The 18,793-nt window shown below is 37.5% G+C and carries 10 protein-coding genes; 1 reads left to right on the forward strand and 9 read right to left on the reverse strand.

Translation table 11 applies throughout. The features are described from left to right. Positions 1-3 precede the first annotated feature (3 nt). Positions 4-1,176, forward strand: a complete 1,173-nt coding sequence (locus tag P177_RS05500) for a glycoside hydrolase family 88 protein (protein ID WP_036152692.1) — start codon at positions 4-6, stop codon at positions 1,174-1,176. Positions 1,177-1,473: 297 nt separating this feature from the next. On the opposite strand, the gene P177_RS05505 is transcribed toward P177_RS05500, so the two are convergent. The 9 genes from P177_RS05505 to P177_RS05545 all read right to left on the reverse strand — a co-directional run bounded on the left by P177_RS05505 (position 1,474) and on the right by P177_RS05545 (position 18,499). Next, the gene (locus P177_RS05505; RefSeq protein WP_036152694.1) at positions 1,474-3,111 is read right to left on the reverse strand and encodes a sulfatase family protein; all 1,638 of its coding nucleotides are present in this window, start codon (positions 3,109-3,111) and stop codon (positions 1,474-1,476) included. A gap of 43 nt (positions 3,112-3,154) precedes the next feature. Next, on the reverse strand, positions 3,155-5,425 hold the full coding sequence (bglX, locus tag P177_RS05510; protein WP_036152697.1) for a beta-glucosidase BglX: 2,271 nt from the start codon (positions 5,423-5,425) through the stop codon (positions 3,155-3,157). A gap of 21 nt (positions 5,426-5,446) precedes the next feature. After that, positions 5,447-6,241, reverse strand: coding sequence for a carboxylesterase family protein (locus P177_RS05515; RefSeq protein WP_036152702.1), 795 nt, complete (start codon positions 6,239-6,241; stop codon positions 5,447-5,449). Then, entirely contained in the window at positions 6,231-7,580 is a 1,350-nt protein-coding gene (locus P177_RS05520) for a glucoamylase family protein (RefSeq protein ID WP_051941940.1), read from the reverse strand. The genes P177_RS05515 and P177_RS05520 overlap by 11 nt, the downstream gene beginning before the upstream one ends. Before the next feature lie 83 nt (positions 7,581-7,663). Further along, positions 7,664-9,022 carry a glucoamylase family protein gene (locus P177_RS05525; protein ID WP_036152703.1) on the reverse strand — a complete coding sequence of 453 codons (1,359 nt, stop codon included), beginning with the start codon at positions 9,020-9,022 and terminating at the stop codon, positions 7,664-7,666. Between the two features lie 45 nt (positions 9,023-9,067). Then, positions 9,068-10,867 (reverse strand): LamG-like jellyroll fold domain-containing protein, encoded by a 1,800-nt coding sequence (locus P177_RS05530; RefSeq protein WP_036152704.1) that lies wholly within the window; start codon positions 10,865-10,867, stop codon positions 9,068-9,070. Between the two features lie 12 nt (positions 10,868-10,879). Continuing rightward, entirely contained in the window at positions 10,880-12,427 is a 1,548-nt protein-coding gene (locus P177_RS05535; RefSeq protein ID WP_036152709.1) for a RagB/SusD family nutrient uptake outer membrane protein, read from the reverse strand. 10 nt (positions 12,428-12,437) lie between these two features. Beyond that, on the reverse strand, positions 12,438-15,476 hold the full coding sequence (locus P177_RS05540; protein ID WP_036152712.1) for a SusC/RagA family TonB-linked outer membrane protein: 3,039 nt from the start codon (positions 15,474-15,476) through the stop codon (positions 12,438-12,440). A 263-nt stretch (positions 15,477-15,739) separates the two neighbouring features. Further along, on the reverse strand, positions 15,740-18,499 hold the full coding sequence (locus P177_RS05545) for a helix-turn-helix and ligand-binding sensor domain-containing protein (protein WP_036152715.1): 2,760 nt from the start codon (positions 18,497-18,499) through the stop codon (positions 15,740-15,742). Between the last annotated feature and the right edge of the window lie 294 nt (positions 18,500-18,793).

The raw sequence follows: 18,793 nt of genomic DNA on the forward strand, positions 1-18,793 counted from the left end.
GCTATGGGTAGATTATGGGTAAAAGGCTTTGGTGTATTCTTTATTTTAACCCTGCTTTCTTGTAAAGAGAATACCAACAAAAAAGAAATTGCAAATATTCTTCCAGTAGATTCATTATTGCATATACGTTATCAGAAACTTTTAAATTATCCTATTGATTCAATATCCATTCCTAGAAGTTATGATCCTAAAACAAATAAGGTATTCAAAGTAGCATCAAAAGATTGGACAAGCGGATTTTACCCTGGTAATCTTTGGCAGCTCTATAAGTTGACGGGTGATGAAGCTTATAGGTCTAAGGCAATTGCGTGGACCTCTGTTATGGAGAAAGAGAAGTATAATGATGGCACCCATGATATGGGGTTTAAAATATATTGCAGTTTTGGAGAAGGGTATGAGGTGACCGGTAATGAAAAGTATAAAGAGGTAATTATTGAAAGTGCAACAACATTGGTAACCAGATTTAACGATAAAGTAGGTAGCATACGATCTTGGGACTTTAATAAGGATATTTGGGAGTTTCCGGTAATTATCGATAATATGATGAATCTAGAGCTTTTGTTTGAAGCCACTAAGATTTCAGGTGATAGTACCTTTCATAAAGTTGCGGTTAAACATGCGAATACTACCTTAAAAAACCATTTTAGAAAAGATAATAGTAGTTACCATGTTGTTATATATGATACTATTTCAGGAGGTATAAAAGACAAAGTTACCCATCAAGGGTTTAGTGATAAGTCTGCTTGGGCTAGGGGGCAGGCATGGGGTATTTATGGTTTTACGATGTGCTATAGGTATACCAAGAATCCTCTTTATTTGGAACAAGCGGAAAAATCTGCTGCATTTTATTTGAATCATGAAAACTTGCCTGAAGACGGAATTCCGTATTGGGATTTTAATGACACTGAAATACCAAATGTGGTGAAAGATGTTTCTGCAGCTGCCATTACAGCATCTGCATTGGTAGAATTGTTTTCTTATACTAATGACACTTCTTATCTCACTTATGCGGATAAAGTGTTAAGTACTTTACAAAGTGAGAACTATATTTTACCAGTAGACATAGAAGCTCCTTTTGTTCTGAACCATAGTACAGGTAACTGGCCTAAAAAAGATGAGATGGATGTATCAATAAACTATGGTGACTACTATTTTTTAGAATTATTGCTAAAGTAGAAAATAGCAAGCGTGAAAAACCATAATAGTAAGTCACTTTTTGTTGTAACCTCAACAGGATTCAAATCTTTAGGTGTTTGAGTCGTAATCAATAATTGCATGTTGTTTGTACTTACTCTATTTTGTGTTAATCTTACTTTTTCAAGGATATAGCTGGTTTAATATTAATATTTTTCTGCATGTAACCTGTTTACAGAAACTAGTTGGTTATGAGCAATAACATTTATATATGTTCAGGTACACGTAGAAATAAGTTATGGGTATCCCAGTTAATCTTAAAGGCATTTAAAGAACGATTTAATTGAATGAAGGTTTACCTCTTAACCTTTCAAATTGTTTATAGGCTTTGTCTACTTTCTCTTTTGGTGCTTTTTTAAATTCTTTCTCGGTAACCCCATAATGCATTTGAACGCTGTCTAACTTTTTGTGCATTAAAGTCAAAGTCTCCGCATATGTCGTATCCAAAATTAAATTGTTTTTCTCTTTAGGGTCCTTATCCAGATCATATAGTTCCCAAGCATCTATATCATCATAAAAGTGGATGAGTTTATAGCGTTTTGTTCTAATTCCGTAATGTTTTTTCACCATATGAAAAGCGGGGTAGTCGTAGTAATGATAATATACCACATCTCTAAAATCTTCTTGATTTGAGGTGCCGTTCAATAATCCAGCAAAAGATTCTCCTTGCATTTCAGTGCTGAAATCTGATAATCCGGTGAGGTCTAAAAACGTTGGTGCAAAATCTAGGTTTTGAACCATGGCGTCAATTTTGGTTCCAGATTTTATGGTACCAGGTAATTGCATCAATAGTGGTGTTTTAAAAGATTCCTCGTACATAAATCGCTTATCAAACCATCCATTTTCTCCCATCCAGAAACCTTGATCAGAAGTATATACCACTAGCGTATTTTCATCGAGACCACTTTCTTCCAGATAATCTAGAATTTCACCTACACCTTCGTCTACGGCTGCAATGGTCGCCATATAATCTTGAATGTAACGTTGCCCTTTCCAAATAGCTAAATCCTTTCCAGTTAAGCTGGCTTTATGAAAAGCATTGTTTTTCGCTAAATATGCGGTGTCCCATGCATTGCGTTGGCTTGGGGTCATTCTATCAAAATCGGTCTTCCAAGGGTTGTTCAAAAGTTGGGTGCTCCCAAATGCCGTAGTCATTTTTAGGTCATGACCTTCGTACATGTCGTTGTAAATGGTCTGTAACTGTTCTTTGCGAGCCCATTGTTTATTGAATTCTGGAAAATAACTTTCCGGTAGTGGAAACTGTACAGAATCATACAAATTAGCATGGCGTAAGGCTGGCATCCAATTTCTATGGGGTGCTTTGTGTTGCACCATTAAAAAGAACGGTAGAGAATCTGTTCGGTCTTGCTGTAACCATTGTAGTGCATCTTCGGTAATAATATCGGTGGCATAACCTTCAATACGGGTGGTGTCACCATTTTCAATAAAATCTGGGTTATAATAGTTCCCCTGGTCGACGATAATTTTCCATTGGTCAAAACCTTTAGGGTAGCCGTGTAAATGCCATTTGCCAAAAACAGCGGTTTCGTATCCTGATTGCTGAAACATTTTTGGCAATGTGGGCTGACTACCGTCAAAGTGGTCTCCGTTCTGTCTAAATCCGTTAATATGACTATGTTTTCCTGTTAATATAACAGCTCTACTTGGTCCACAGATAGAATTAGTTACGAAACTATTGTTGAATAGTACACCATTTTTAGCTAGTCTATCAATATTAGGAGTACTCGCTAATTTACTGATCGGATGTCCATAGGCACTAATTGCCTGTATGGCATGATCATCGGCCATAATGAAAACAATATTTGGCTTCTGATCGGTTTTTGTTACAGTTTTTGCTTTTGTATTACAGCTGATATGTGACAACCCAATTACCAGCATGAGTATAACTATGCGCATAGTCAATTTAATTTTTAATTGTAAATAATGGTTGGTTAAGGGATTACTCTAATTCAAATTCGGCAGACATTTCTGTATCTGAATTGCTACCAACGAACACCTTGAATTTTCCTGGCTCCGCTACAAATTTTAATTCGCTGTTGTAGAATTTTAAATCATCTGCAGATAGGGTAATGGTCACGGTTTTTGATGCTCCTTTTTTTAGAAATATTTTTTGAAATCCTTTTAGTTGTCTTACGGGTGGGGTAATGCTACGAATCTCATCTTTTAAATATAGTTGTACCACTTCTTCTCCATCGTAGTCTCCCGTATTTTTTACGGTTATAGAGACCTTTATTGATTCCCCTTGATTTATTTTATTCTTATCAACTGTAATCTCACTGTATTCAAAAGAGGTATAGCTCAAACCAAAACCAAAAGGAAATAATGGCGAAATTTCACTATCGAGATAATTAGATTTAAATTTTTCGAATTGATGTTTGGGCGCTGGTCTACCTGTATTTTTCATACTATGATAAATAGGAATCTGACCTACATTTCTAGGCCAACTTGCGGTAAGTTTCCCAGACGGATTGTAATCTCCAAAAAGTACATCTGCAATGGCATTACCAGCTTCAACACCCGGATTCCATACTTGTAGAATACTAACAGGCAAATTAAACTCATCGGAAATGGTCAATGGTCTACCGCTAAATAAAACCAATACTACCGGTTTTTCCGTTTCTACTAAGGCATTAATTAATTTTTTCTGACTTTGAGGTATCGATATTTCGGTTCTGCTTGCGGCTTCCCCGGCAAATTCTGAAGCTTCACCCACAACGGCTACGATTACATCTGCATTTTTACTGTTTTTTAAAGCTTCCGATAACATAGCTTCAGGAGTTCTTTTGTCGATGTCTACCCTTAAACCGAACACATTGGCACGCTTGGCAAGCTCGGTGTCATTAGTAATATTTGCGCCTTTGGCATAACTGATTTTAACTTTTGGAGCAACATTTTTTAATCCTTCCAATACTGGTATTGATAGTTGCGGGTCGCCCGTAGGAGCCCATGTACCCAACATATTGTTTTTGTCGTTCGCCAATGGTCCCACCAATGCAATTTTAGCATCCTTTTGTAGCGGAAGCACATTGTTTTCGTTCTTTAGCAGTACAAAAGATTGCGTTGCAATTTTTCTTGATGCTAATCTATTTTCGGCAGTAAGAATGTCTTTTTCTGGTCTAGAAGTATCGGAATATTTATAGGGATCATCAAACAGTCCCAATTGATGTTTTGCGGTCAAAATTCTTCTACATGCCATAGTAATTGCTTCCTCGGTTACTTTACCTTCTTCAACAGATTTTTTTAACGTGGTCAAAAATCCTTCGCCTACCATATCCATGTCCAATCCTGCATTGAGCGCTTGTGCTGATACTGTTTGCAAATCTCCTAAGCCATGAGCGGTCATTTCATTAACAGAGGTGTAATCGGAAACTACAAATCCTTTAAATCCCCATTGCTTTCTCAATAAATCTGTAATCAGCCATTTGTTTCCTGTAGCCGGTATACCGTCAATATCATTAAAAGAGGTCATGGCACTACCAACACCTGCATCTACTGCAGCTTGATATGGTGGTAGGTACTGATTGTACATTTTCACCTTGCTCATGTCAACCGAATTATAATCACGCCCAGCTTCCACGGCACCATATAGCGCCAAATGTTTTACCGTAGCCATCATAGTATAGGCATCACTTAAATCTTTTCCTTGGTACCCTTTTACCATTGCCGTTGCAATAGCTGAACCTAAGTAAGGATCTTCGCCCGAACCTTCAGAGATTCTTCCCCATCTGGCATCTCGAGATATATCTACCATAGGTGAGAAGTTCCAGTTGATACCATCTGCGGTAGCTTCTTTTGCAGCCATTTTTGCAGCGCTTTCAATCAATTCCATATTCCAACTAGAAGCTACACCCAATGGAATAGGGTAGGTGGTCTTATACCCGTGGATAATGTCGGAACCTATCAATAGCGGAATTTTTAACCTAGAATTCTTAATGGCAATTTCTTGTGCTTGCCTAACTTTTTCAGGTCCAGATACACCGAATAAGCCACCAACTTGACCCGCTTTAATTTTTGCCTCTACATTTTCACTAACAACAGATCCTGTAGCAATACCACCACCGGGAGTCAATAAGTTCAGCTGTCCTATTTTCTCATCTAAGGTCATTTTGCTCAATAGTGCTTCAACCTCAGGAATTTTTTCTTGTGCAATACCATTGAAGCCTATACATGTCAATAAAAGTAGGGGGAGTATTTTATATGTTTTGATCATAGATGTCAGTTTTAGTTGCTTTTACTCTTGGTTAATAGCATTCGAGAATAGCCATGGTAATAATTCTGGTTCTGCAAAGGCAGAATCCCAACTATTATGGTTTGCAAAATCATATAAGGTAAGCCGGGGGAAAGCTTCCTCATTCAGTAGTGCCGTAACCATTTCCATAGAACGTAATGGATCTACAACATTATCTTTTGCACCGTGAAACGCCCAAACGGGTATTTTTTTCGCGTAGTTAGCTACGTATTTAGGATCACCTGCACCGCATATTGCTATGGCAGCAGCAAAACGATCTGGTTGCCTTGCTAAAAGTTCATATGTTCCCATACCGCCCATGGAGAGACCCATGGCATAAGTTTGGTTTTTATTTACAAAGCTTTCTTTTTGGTAGTTTTTCAGTAATTGCAAGACCATTTCCATTGCTTTGGTAGGTCCTTTTTTAAATTGAAAATCTAACTGTACGGGGTATTTGCTACGATCAACTTCTACCTGTGCCCAATAATCATCTATTTCACATTGGGGCATAATTACAATCGCAGGGAATTTCGTTCTGTTATTCTGATCTAGAAAAAGAGCGCTGCCGTGCGTTAGTTGCTTTTCGTTATCATTACCTCGTTCACCTGCACCATGTAAAAATAGTACTAGCGGATATGTTTTTTCTACATCAAAGTTTTCTGGATATAGAATTCTATATCGCAACGTGTCTTTTGCAATAATCAATTCTTTCTTTTCGAATAAATTGACATCTTGCGCAGAAGTTATGGTGTTGCAAATAATTAGTAAAAAGAGAAAAAGAAAGTGTTTATTTTTCATAAGTAAAACCGAGTTTATCAAGACCGCTTTGTACGTCTTCGTTTTGCATAAAAAGATTCCAAAGTAGACCACTTCTGTAATTTTCTATCATAACGATTTCAGGGCCTTGGTCTATAGCCAAATATGCTTCTGCTACCCAAAAATTGTTTTGCGGACTAAACGCATCATAAAAACCTGCAGGTCCTAATAATTCATCTTTGTTCTGATAAAAATAGCGTAACGCTTTTAGTGATTCTTCGGGAGTATACGGTATAGAACTTATGGCTGCCGTTGGCGAAACCAGACCTATATCATTGCTTGGGCTATGCGCATTGTAACCTAAAGTACTATCGGTATTTCTAGAGTAGCTTGCCGTTAATCCCCAGCAATTTTCACCATAATCGATGTAGTTTTTAGGGTTCTCAACGCAGTATAAATAGTTGATTTTTGAATGATTTACCGCTGCGTCCCAATAATTGACGAATCCGTCACTTAAATTGTTCGGGTTAAGACCTAAAAAAGAATAGTGCGAAAAAAATAAAGGTCCGCCCTTTGGGGAATTTCCTGCATGATCCACCACCAACGGAATATTATATGCACTTGTGGCATCTGTTATAGACCCATTTGATGCCCAACCATTAGTATATACCTCTTTCTCAATAGAAAATTCTGGTGAAGCGGCAGCCATTACATAAGTAATCATCACTTCATTATACCCTTTCAATTCTAGATTGATGTCGAAACCATAGTTCGGACTCCAATGCCAATACAGGCTATTTTGGTCTTGCGTATACCAGTTCCATTCAACACCTTTCCATAATGCATCTGCCTTATCGGATAAAGATTTTTCTGTGTCGTTGCCATTTTTAAAATACTCTTTAATGCAGATCAAGCCTTGTGCCAAAAAAGCGGTTTCTACCAAGTCGCCACCATTGTCTTTTTCGCTAAATGGCCTAACGTTACCGTTAGTGCCATCTAACCAATGAGGCCAAGCACCGTGAAAACGATCCGCAGATTCTAAAAAACTTAAAATCTGATCAATTCGTTCTACGGATTCATTACGTGTAATAAAGCCCCTTTCCACACCAACCAAGAGCGCCATTAAACTAAAACCTGTGCCACCTATACTTACCGTATTTGGATCGTTAGAAGGTTCGTTAGGATGAAAACGTTCACGAGCTGCACCAGAGTTTGCCTCAGCGTAATCCCAAAAATATTTGAAGGTTTCTTGCTGGGTTAAATCCAAAAGTTCTTCGTCTGAAATTTCTGGTACTTCAGGTTCCGTTTCTGGTTCGGTAGGAGTTTCCGGAAGTTCAGATTCGCCCGTTGGTGCATCTGGTTCAGAAGATGAACATGACATTAGGGATACCGTTAAGATTCCCAAGAAAACAAGGAGCGTCTTTTTGAGTATTTGCTTTTTGTGCTTATATCGGTTTTTGCCCTTCATTTTGGTGATGCTACTGAAAATTCTAGTTTATCCAATCCTTTAACTACATCTTTATTGGTCATAAAAAGCATCCAAAACAATCCGCTTCTATGATTTTCAATCATCACCGGAATAGGACCTTGGTCAATAGCTAAATACCTAGGTAATACCCAGTTTTTTTCCAAGCTAAAAGCATCATATGGTCCGTATTTACCAATAAGGGTATCATGATTGATGTACATATTTCTTAAGAAATCCATACTCTCTTTTGGTGCATATGGCATAGAAGAAAGTGCTGCCGTAGGAGAAATAACGCTAATATCCCTATCTGGTCGGTGCCCATCATATCCTTTAATAGAATAACTAGATGTAAGCCCCCAAAGGTCTTCACCGTATCCTTTGAAATTCTTAGGATTGTCAACAGCATATTTGTATTGTATCATAGTATGGTTGTGGTTCAACTCCCAATAATCTGCATACTGATCTTTTAATCCTTTAGGATTTAATCCTGTAAAAGAGTAGTGTGCCCAGAACATAGGGCCAACGGGAGAAGCATCACTTTCATAATGATCCAAAACAGTTGGTAGCCCATAAAAAGTAGTATCTTTTGTAATTGCTCCATCTCTTGCCCAACCTTGATCATAAACTTCTTTGGAAATAGGATGTGTTGGAGAAGCCGCTGCAAGAATGTACATAATCAATGCTTCGTTGTAACCACCAACTGGGAAGTTCATATCCCACTCATATTCTGGAGACCAGTGCCAATACAGTACATTTTCGCCCTTCGTGTACCAATCCCATTCTACTTCTTCCCATAGTTTTTGTATATGTTGTGCTAGGGCTTGCTCTCGATCATTCCCGTCCTTGAAATATTCTTTAACGGTCAATAATCCTTCAATAAGAAATGCGGTTTCTACTAAATCACCGCCATTATCTTTTTTGCTGAATGGCGTCATTTTACCATCAGGACTTAGCCAATGTGGCCATGCACCATGAAAACGATCGGCATTGTCAAGAAAATCTACTGCTTTTTCAAGTCGTTCGAGACCCATTTCACGTGTTATGAATTCTCTTTCAATACCTACTAAAATTGCCATAACACCAAAACCTGAACCACCAATAGTGATAATATCTTTGTGGTGAGTTGGGTAAATATCATCTAAATGAATTCTTTCGCGTGCCAGTCCGGAAGTAGGCTCGGCACCTTCCCAAAAATAATTGAATGTCTGTTTTTGAACGGAATCCAACAATTGTTCATCCGTGATTTTAATTCTTTCTACACTCTCGCTTTGGTCTCTAAGTTTGGACTTAGAGGATTGACCATTGCACCCCACTAACAAAGTTGCAATGGTCATTGAAATTAAAAATAACCTCATAAAAATCTACTGCATTAACTAATTTAAACTAAACTATTATCGTAATTAAAGACCTGCTTGTCTTATATCTTGAATTTCTTGTTGTGTCAAAGCCTTGTTGTATAATCTAAGTTCATCTATAAAGCTTAAATCAAAGCCATGACCCCATTCGGTAAATCGTGGAGCTCCCGAACCGATGGATAATAGATCGCAACCTGTCCAATCTACTCCCGTGAAATCGCCTTGTGATACAACTTCACCATCAAAATAGATTACGCATTCAGAGCCAGAGATGGTAAATGCCAAGTGTACCCATTCTGTAGCAGTAGGGTCTAATGCGGCTGCATCGCCACCGTCAAACCAAGATTCACCTTCACCATTACCCACGTTCAATTTGAAAACCTGTCGTGTGGCATCGCCCTCTCTAAAGAATCGGAACCCGTTGGTACGTTTGTTCTGTACATCGGGGTATCCTGCATTATCTACATCCTCAGGACCCATAACTAAGATGGAACCTCTTGTTGGGTCTGCATTCAATTTATACCATAGCGTGGCACTGAATTCCTCTGTAGTAAGCGCTCCGGATTCATTCGTTGGAAATGTCAGGTAAGAATCTGCTGCACCGGCATAGGCATTATCGCCTTCTACACTTTCACCGGCATAACCTGGTGTACCTACAACGGTAGCGTCAATGTCTCTAAAGCGTTCGTTGTAACTGCCATCAAATGGCATATAAAACATTTCACCGTCAAAAGTAGGAGGGTAGGAAGAAACGAATTCACCTGAATCATCAGCCATTATTTGTTGAACTTCTTCTTGAGAAATTGCTCTATTGAAAATACGAAGTTCGTCCATTAAGCTTTCATCTGACAAGTGGCCCCATGCTGTAAAATTAGGTGCGCCCGACATGATGGAAAGTACGTTAACGTCTGTCCAGTCAATACCTACGAAAGCTCCTTCTTTAGCAATTTGACCGTCTATATACACTACCGCTTCAGAACCAGAAATGGTAAAAGCGAAGTTTACCCATTCTCCAGTAGTAGGGTCTACATCTGCAGCCTCGCCACCATCGAACCAAGTACCATCTGTACCAGTACCCGCGTTCAGCTTAAAGCGTTGCATGCCGTTTGCATTTTCACGGAAAAATCTAAATCCTTTAGAAAGGTCATTGTTTGCGCCGTCAATTAATGGCGGACTCAAGGTCAATACACCGGCACGGTCTGGTGTGTTGTTAATTTTCATCCAGAAAATTGCACTGAACTCGGCATTTTTAAAACGCTCGGAATCTAATGTCAAATACGTATCCATAGCACCTTGGTAAGACCCATCGCCTGCAATATTATCTTCGCTTATGGACGGACTTCCAAATTCTTCAGCTTCTTCAAAACTGATCAAATCAACATACGCACCATCAAAAGGCATGTATAAAATTTCACCTGGGTATTTAGAAACATAGGCAGGTTCTTTTGTAAAGTTGACCATACCGTTCGTTGTTTTACCATCTAGGTCAGTTGCGGTAACGGTAAGTACATGCTCACCATCTGCAAGTTGGTCGTAAACCAAATCATCTACTATCAATCTTCTGTAATCCAAAAAATCTGCATAGCTTTTGATAGTACTTCCATCTAAAGCAACATTCACCGAAGCCAACTCAATATCATCTTGAGCTTCAAATTTTATGGTAATGGTTGCTAGTTCTTCATTCACTTTTACCGCTAAACCTTCTGTAGGTGAAGTTATGGTGATACTAGGAGCCGTTTCATCGGCACCTGGATCAACCTCGGTAAGTGAGTCGATACCATCTTCGCAGGCAACCAAAAGAAAGGTAGCCAACAAAAAAGTAATTATGTTTTTAAAATGTTTCATTGTAGTTCGTTTTTAGTTAGCTATTTCACCCAATATTGGAAACTCGTCGATTTGATCTTGATGGTAGGTTACAAAAGCCTTGTCTTCGGTAAATGTTCTACCATCAAAACTTAATTCATCGTATCTACCTAACCTAACCATATCAAAAAAGCGTTTACCCCATTCCATTGAAAGCTCGGCATATTTTTCATCTACGATCTGGTCAAGTGTTACGCCGCTTAAAGGCGCCATATTTGCCCTTGAACGTACCAGATTAACCGCCTCATCAGCAGTCATAGTCGAATTATTCGCTCCTTGCACCAATGCTTCGGCGTACATCAACAAAGTTTCTGAGTAACGAAAGACAATATTGTTCTTATTACTACCATATTCGGTACGACCAGGTATTAGTTGATTTGTTGGTAAATAGTGCTTGCCGCTTGAAAATATAGACCGGACGGTAGATGTATTTTCATCACCATCTCTTGTAGTTGGAGAAACAAATGATGGTAGAGTTTCTGCAGTATAGGTAGTTGTAGCTATTAAGCTGTCAATACCCTTTTGGCTAAAGAAAACAGACGTTTCTAAACGCTCGGTTTCACCTCTGTCAAGCATAAATTCAACATATTTTAAGCTAGGCTCAAAAAATCCCCATCCGTTACTAGAGCCATCAACTTCTGGATTCCATGAGTTGGGACCATAAGGAGCATATAAATGACTAACCCTGTCGCCTTCACCATTTCCGAAATCAGAGTATTGAAATTCGAATAAGTTTTCATCACTAAGTTTACCCGGAGTTTTAAATAGCTCATAATAATCAGGAAACAACGTGAATTTACCGGAAGCAATAATTTCACCTGCAGCGTCTGCAACGGCTTGGTAATTCTCCAGTTCTTGATTAGCTTCCGCTTTTATCATCAAAGCAGTGTATTTAGTTACTCCGCCAGGTAAATCTGTACGTTCGTTTGGTCTTAGGTCAAGTAAGAAGGGAATTGCTTCATCCATCTGATCAGAAATGTGTTGCATTACTTCATCTTTACTTGGTACCGAAGTAACATCTGCAAAATCATTAAGGTTCGATGAGGTTGGTATAAATACCGAACCATACACCTGAGATAATTGAAAGAGTAGCACAGCTCTCAACACTTTTGCTTCTGCGATATATTGATTGCCCAAGGCGATACCTTCATCATCTGCAAACTCCATATATCTTTCTATCTGTTCCATACCCGTATGGGCACCAATGATATCTCCGTAATACGTTTCCCATAAGGTTCTAGAACCAAAGAAGGAGTTGTCGTATACATAGCGATCTTGATTTTTTAGACCTTGTTGGTCACCCGCAGCATTCACATCATCGCCTCTTGTAGCAACTACTAGTGGCTGTTCCCAACCTCTATCTGCAACGGATTGGTAAACCCCGATTAGTGACAAAATCATATCATCTGTCTGTGAAAAATCTGTTCCTCCGGCAAAATTATTGTTCAGTTCAGGTTGGTCCAGATCGTCTGAACAACCTATAAGTACAGTACCTAGAAAGGCTAAAAGCACTGTTAGTTTGTTAACTTTTATATATTTCATAGCTGTATTTTTAAATTTTAATATTTACACCAAATGTGTACACACCTGGTATTGGATAGGTTTGGGTATCTCTACCATCGGAAACCTCAGGAGTAAAACCGTTGTAGTTGAAGAATGTCAACGGACGTTCTGCAGTGATGTAGAACCTAATATCAGGATTAAATTTTCCGTTTAACTTAGGTAACGTATACCCTAAGGTTACGTTCTGTAGTCTAACAAAATCTCCTTTTTCTACAAAAAAGCTACTTAAAAATTGGTTGCTCCAAGGATTTCTAATTCCCCTTGCCGATGGATAACTATTGGTGCTACCGGCACCGTTCCATCTATTTACTGCAAAATCCCTGTCAATATTGGCATCTGGAGTCTGACGGATAGCAAAACGCTTTTGGTTTGCGATTACATTTCCACCTTGCCCAATTACATTTAGATTAAAATCCCATGCCCTATAATTCATTCCTAAGTTAAACCCAAAAGAATAGGTAGGAAGGTAAGAACCAAGATCGACTCTATCTTGGGCATCAATCACCATATCTCCATTTTGATCTACAAACTTTAAATCGCCAGGGGCAACGGTCAGTCCGTCGGCAATGGCAGCTTGTGCAGCAGGGTCAGATTGAATTTCTTCATCGGTTTGGTATACTCCGTCAACTTTTAATCCGAAGAACGGACTAATAGTACCACCTACAACTGTACGTTGTGCAGTGTCACCGCCAGAGGTAAGATTCTCTTGTCCCGCTAAATCAAGTACCTCATTATCTAAAGTAGAGAAGTTACCACCTACACTAAAGCTAAAATTATCCGATACTTTCTGATTCCAATTGGCAACAATTTCAAAACCGGAGTTTCTAATAACACCAACATTTTGTCTAGTTTCACCAGGAACCAATAATCTAGATACCGGTATAACCGCATCGCGAGTTTCTCGAATATAGTAGTCAGAATCTATCGTTAATTTATTATTGAATAACCTAGCAGTTAAACCTACGTTGGTTTCTGCGGTTACTTCCCATTTTAGGGCTTCAAAATCACTACTGGTTACAAGCCCGGGATAGCGAACATCACCAAATACACCATCAACCGCGTCAGACGTAATTCCGCCGGTACTTGAGTCTACATTGGCATTACCCAATTCTCCCCAGCTAGCTCTAAGCTTTAAAAAGTCTATAACGTTGCTGTTCTCTAAGAAAGATTCTTCAGAAACAACCCAGCCCACGCCAACAGTTGGGAAATAACCCCATTTTTCTTGGTATTTACTAGTGCCATCAGCTCTAAATGTACCATAAAGAAGGTATTTACTGTCAAAATTATAAGCAATACGACCAAAATAAGAGAAGAAGTATTGTCTAACACCGTCATCACCAACACCATCTACATCAATTGAATTTGCAAGGTCCAAGAAATAAGATTCATCACCAATTCCTGGTCCGTTAGGGAAATTAAGACCTTTAGCTTCTAATTGTTCATAAGAGCGATCCCTGTAAGAAGTACCTACCAATGCTGTTAGATTATGTTTACCATAGCTGTCATTATAGGTTAAGGTGTTGTCCCAAGTTTGCTCAGAAAATGTAGCATTCCTTTTTACCAATTCTGCATTTTCCCTAAAAGCGTTACCGTTTCCAAAAAAGTAAGGTAACCGCACTTCTCTAGTTTCGGTAGTTTCAAAGTTGTGATAAAAAGCAGTTTTTAAAGTCAATTTATCGGGTACCAATTGGTAGTTAAGATCAACTGTAGTCAGCGTATTTCTGATTTTGTCTCTATTTTCTGTGTTTTCCATTACTGGAAATGGATTCTGCGTACCTCTGTAGCCTAGATCTTGTGCATTGGCATAAGGTCTAGGATATGCATCTGTTTTTGAAGGGTCAAGAACAGGCATTGTAGGGGTTGCATAATATGCCAATGCAAACGCGGTACTTTCAGGTCGGTATCTTGTTGCATTACTAAAAAGAGTAGAAATACCAATATCTAAACGATCGGTAATATCAACATTGATCTTAGAACGTATGTTGAATCGCTCGTAATCATTTTTCATATTCAAGATACCTTCTTGCTCAAAGTAGTTTAAACCTAAAGAATATGTTACGGATTCCGTTCCACCGGCAACGCCAATACTATGGTTTTGTTGTAATGCATGACGCAAAATAAGATCGTACCAATCTGTATTTACATCAGGTACATTAGGGTTGATTCTGCTTCTGCCATAACGCTGAATAGCATTGTCTATAGATTGTGCTTCTGCATCAGAACCAGATTCTCTTGCCAAGGTGGCAAACTGTTCTGAATTTGATAGTTTTACAACGTTTTGCGCTATCTGTACACCTTGGTAGCCATTATAGGTGATTTCTGGTTTCTGGTTTATTTTACCAGATTTGGTTTCTATTAGAACCACACCGTTTGCGGCACGAACACCGTAAATTGCGGAAGCGGACGCATCTTTAAGTACAGAGATAGTTTCAATATCCTCTGTATTTAGAAAATCGATATCATCGAAGAATGTACCGTCCACGACATATAATGGATCAGAAGCACCACCTACGTAAGATCCAATACCACGAACCCTAATTGTTGGTCCCGTACCCGGTGCACCGCTACTCACTACTTGGAGTCCCGCTACTTTACCTTGTAATGATTGCATGGCGGCACTAGTAGGGGTTCTGGTGATATCCTCAGTTTTAATCGTAGTAATAGACCCCGTAAGATCCGCTTTTTTCTGGGTACCATAACCAACAACTACAACCTCGTCTAAAGCTTGTGAATCTTCAGACAAAGATATATTTATAGCTGTTTGCCCGTTTACAGCGGTTTCTTGAGTAGAGTAACCAATGTAGCTAATTACAAGTGTACCATTGTTTGGTACATCGTTTAATGCATATAAACCGTCAAAATCAGTTTGGGTTCCTGTTGTAGTACCTTTTACTATGATACTAGCGCCTGGTAATGGTTGCCCATTATCATCAGTAACAGTTCCCGAAACCGAAATTCCATTTTGCGCAAAAACCGTCAAATGGCTCAGTAAAATGCAGAATGTTAAAAATTTGATTCCTATTTTCATAATTGTTTAAAAATTGAGTTGTAAAATTATCAAGTTGTTAATTTCAGTAGCAAGTTATCAAAACAACTTGCCCTTACTTTTTATTGAACTACATAAAAAGTACATCAATGGAGTGTGTAGCGTGAAAACCCTTTAATAAGGGCATTTGCAGTAGTAGATGTGTTAATTTAAAAGTAAAAATTAACGTAATGATGTAGTAATGATGTAGACAATTAACGCATTCTTAATATGTGTAGTAGTATTAAAAACGGAAAAAGCCTGTTCTATTTAAATTTAATGAGATAGTTTGATAGGTTTTGAGAGCTGTCTATGTTCAATTTTTTACGCAAACGATACCTATGTATTTCAACACCTCTTATTGAAATACCCATTAAAGGAGCAATCTCTTTTGTAGTATGATTCATTTTAAGATAAGCGCATAATCTGAGATCTTTTGGAGTTAGTTTTGGATACTTCTTTAAAAGGTTTTCAAAAAAGTCTTCATGCAATTCTTTAAAACTAACCTCAAAATGTTTCCAATCTTGATCTTCGTTCATAGAATTGTCTAGTTTTTTAGATAGTGATCTAAAACGTTGTTTGTTGGTAAATGCATCTTGATTTAGCGCTATAAGGTCTTTAAGTTCGATAATCAATTCATTCTTTTTGGCAACACTCATTGTCGTTCTTGCAAGTTCGGTCTGTTTTCTTTTAATTTCTTTTTCTAGCTTCTCCTTCTCTATTTGTGCCAAGCGTTCATCTTGCTCTCGTTGCATTTTAATTTTTAACAGGTTATGTTTTTTGGCTAATTTCTGTTTGTTGTACCAACGTACGAGAATTATACTGGCAATAAATAACAGCAAATACCCTAGTAAACTCCAATTGGAAAAATACCATGGTCTCAATATTTTGAATTCAATGGTTTTAGGTACTGAAAGTTCGTTGCCGATACTTACCGTATGTATTTTTAAAGTATAATCTCCAAATGGTAGGTTTTGAAGATTGATTGTGCCATTGTTTAAATAATTAGATTGATCAATTGACCCCTTAAGTTCATAGAAATAAGTATACTGTTTAAAACTACCGGCAGATACGTTTATAAGTAAAGATTTAGACTTGTTATAGGGTATTTCAAATGAGTCGGTGGTTAATAAATAGTTTTCATTGTCTTCAACCTTAAAAGAGCTTAATCTTGGTGTAGGTAATTCTACGTTCTTTAGTTCATTTTCAAATTTATTGAGGTTAAGTTTTCCAAAGCCATCTGTAAGGGTAAAGTAATAAATAGAATCATTGTAATTAACTATGGTTTCGGTCTCTATAGCCAGTCTTTTTCTAAGTAGTGCGTCATCTAAAGTGAATTGATTATTCGCCAAATCTGTATGGATTAGCTTCTTCTGGTTGTCATTATCAAAAAACCAATAGCTAGTGTCATTATAGTTAACAAGATTCATGTTTACATAATCCTTGAATTCTTCAAATTCTGAAATTATATCCGATATGGGGTCATATTTAAACCATTTATCTTCACTTGATAGAATTATCTGATTCTTAATGTTGTATAACTTAATGTTGTATGTATTGGGTATTGTACCCGATTCTATTTCTGTTATTGTAAGAACTTTTGTGTGCGAATCGTTCATTTTTATTTTGAAAAGCCCTTTATATGGGTGAGCTGCCCATATGGTTGTTGCGTTTTCAAAACATAATTGCTTCACCGGAAAATCAATACCCGTAACCCGGTTAGATGTCCAATTTCCATTTTTATCTTTTTTGTAATTCGCTAAACCGGTATATGTTCCTTGAATATATGAGGATTGGGTTTCAGGTACTTTGGCAATTTGGTAGCCTCCGGAAATATCCGAGACTTTATTCAGTATTCCGTTTTTTAATATGAAAGTACCTGTATTGTGTCCGCAAAAAAGGTCACCGTCTATAATTTCTAAATCCCAAACATGGCCTTGTGAACCTGGTACAAATTGTAATTGGGCATCTTTAAAATAATAGATACCCGTATTACTGCCCAAATACAGTTCATTGTTGTAATCAACAAGGTCATACACCGTACCCAAAACACCTGAATGGTCAGTGTAATAAGTTATAGGGTTTTTTAATTGAATCTTATCTATACCGTTATCAAGACCTAACCATAATTGATCTTTAAACTGTAACATTGCCAAAACAGTATTGTTTTGCAGCCCTAAAGATTTGTTGAGGTTTTGAAATGTGTTGTGTTTAAAATTATAAGTATAAATTCCGTTTTTGATAGTGCCAAAAGCAACCGTATTTTGGTCTACTGATAACACCTTGTTTAATTGATGTTCCTTTAATTCATTATTTATGGAATCGTCGAGTAATTTAACTTGACCGTCTATAAGTAAAAAACAACCGTTGAGTTTGGTGCCAATTAATAGATGATCTCTAAAAGAGACCATATCAACTATGGTTTTACCTTCTAAGATATCTTGTGATTCTAGAGGGATAAGCTTATTGTCTTCTATCCAGTATAATCTTTTTTGCTCTCCGGCAACTATAATTTTATTTTCATGCTTTGCTATGTTGGTGACAACAAAAGGAGCATCTAAAACCGTAATTTTTTCATTCTTGTAGATATAAACGGTGGAAAATGATCTAAAAATGATCTGGTCATCAAGCGGTATAATTTGCCAGAATTCTTCGTTCGTAAATTCATGGTCGGTTATTAAGTGTGTTAATGATGTGTACTCTAAAGAACCATACGGGTTCATTTTCCAAAATCCGAATTCTTCATAAGACCCGGTGAAAATTTTGCCATTAGCATTGGTGACGGAACGAATAATAGTTTTGTTGGGTAATTTATTGAGTGTCCACCTTTCTCCATTAAAATGTAGAAGTCCGTTGTTGTTAGCTACATATAATTCTCCGTTATCATCAATGGACAAACCCCAATTTTTACTGGCAGCGTTATACTCATAGCTGCTATAATTTCGTATTGGTGGAAATAAGTTTTGACCGATACTCCATGTAGGAATAATATACCAGGCGATGACAAGAAGTAATCTAAAGTTCATTGATTTAAGGAGGTATTGTAATTATCTGTTAAGATAAAGATAGTAGAATCATTAGGTATGTAAACTTATTGTAAGTTAAATCATAGCTATTCGTTATTTTCTTTTTGAACTAAAAGGGAGGTGTTCATTAAATCTCTCAACAAAATGTAATCATTATTTTAGATTGAAAAATCCATATTTACAATTTGCCATTCCTTAAAATAAAAGGATGTTGGAATTACTTTTAATGATTTAATATTGATAGTTTTCCTAGTTGTTGTCTTTTAATTAAAAATACAATTCTTAGTGGATGTT

The sequence above is a fragment of the Maribacter forsetii DSM 18668 genome (genome assembly GCF_000744105.1).
In the GTDB taxonomy this organism is placed as follows: domain Bacteria; phylum Bacteroidota; class Bacteroidia; order Flavobacteriales; family Flavobacteriaceae; genus Maribacter; species Maribacter forsetii.